2 protein-coding genes are annotated in these 1284 nt (G+C 69.5%); both read left to right on the top strand.

What is annotated here, in order from left to right; genetic code table 11:
* On the top strand, positions 1 to 472 hold a 472-nt coding region (locus ACEN88_RS32085; RefSeq protein WP_413346243.1), incomplete at its 5' end, for a ShlB/FhaC/HecB family hemolysin secretion/activation protein.
* Between the two features lie 10 nt (positions 473 to 482).
* Positions 483 to 1284: filamentous hemagglutinin N-terminal domain-containing protein (locus ACEN88_RS32080; protein WP_413346242.1), on the top strand; the 802-nt coding region annotated here is incomplete at its 3' end.

Here is a 1284-nt window from a genome sequence, read left to right as displayed (position 1 = left end):
CGCCAAGGCCGGCTACCGCATGGTGCGCTTCGCGGCCGCCTTCACCAGCATCGTGGCCGCCGACTGGCAGACGCGCGTGCTGCTGAACGGCCAGTGGACGCACGATGCGCTGGTGCCGGGCGAGCAGTTCGGCGCCGGCGGCGCGACGACCGTGCGCGGCTTCGGCGAACGCGATCTCGCGACGGACACGGGCATCGTCTCCAACATCGAAGTGTACACGCCCGACCTGTGCGGCCGCGCGGGCTGGCAATGCCGCCTGCTCGGCTTCTACGACACGGCCTGGGGCGAGCGCAATCGCGCACTCCCGGCCGAGCTGCATCGCACCGCGATCTCCAGCACGGGCCTCGGCCTGCGCGTCTCGGCGGGCCGCGCGGCCAGCGTGCAGCTCGACTACGGCCACGGCCTGCACATGGGCCAGGTAGCGGCCACCAGCAGGAACAAGCTCCACGTGCGCGTGGCGCTGGCGTATTGAGGATCCATCCATGACTTCTTCCATCCAAAGACGGCTCGGTGCGCTGCTGCTTGCGGCGTGTTACTGCGCGACCGGTTTCGCCGCGCCCACGCTGCCGCAGGTCGTCGCCGGCCAGGCGACGTTCAACCAGCAGGGCAACGTGTTCTCGATCACGAACACGCCCGGCGCGATCATCAACTGGCAGAGTTTCAATATCGGCGCCGGCGAGGTCACGCGCTTCATCCAGCAGAGCGCGGACAGCGCGGTGCTGAACCGCGTGCTGGGCCAGGACCCGACGAAGATCCTCGGCGCGCTGCAATCGAACGGCAAGGTCTTCCTGATCAACCCGAACGGCATCCTGTTCGGCCAGGGGGCGCGCGTGGACGTGAACGGTCTCGTGGCCTCCACGCTGAACATCAGCGACGCCGACTTCCAGGCGGGCCGCAAGCGCTTCCAGGCGGGCACCGTCGCGGGCAGCGTGCGCAACGAGGGCACGATCGCGACGCCGTCCGGCGGCCAGGTCTTCCTGATCGCGCCGAATGTCGAGAACACAGGCATCGTCACGGCACCGAACGGTGACGTGATCCTCGCGGCGGGCCACAGCGTGCAACTGGTGGATTCGAACGATCCGGACCTGCGTGTGGAGCTTTCCGCGCCGGCCGGACAGGCCATCAACCTGGGGCAGGTGATCGCGCAGGGCGGCCGCATCGGCATCTACGGCGCCCTGGTGAACCAGCGCGGCGTCGTCAACGCGGACAGCGCCGTCATGGGCGCGAACGGCCGCGTCGTCCTGAGAGCGAGCCGCGCGGTCGCGCTGGACGCGGGCAGCGTGA

Origin of the sequence: Massilia sp. CT11-108, assembly GCF_047302915.1 — a bacterium.
In the GTDB taxonomy this organism is placed as follows: domain Bacteria; phylum Pseudomonadota; class Gammaproteobacteria; order Burkholderiales; family Burkholderiaceae_D; genus Telluria; species Telluria orientalis.
The sequence above is the reverse complement of the archived record's forward strand: the minus strand, read 5'-3'. Positions and strand labels throughout refer to the sequence as shown.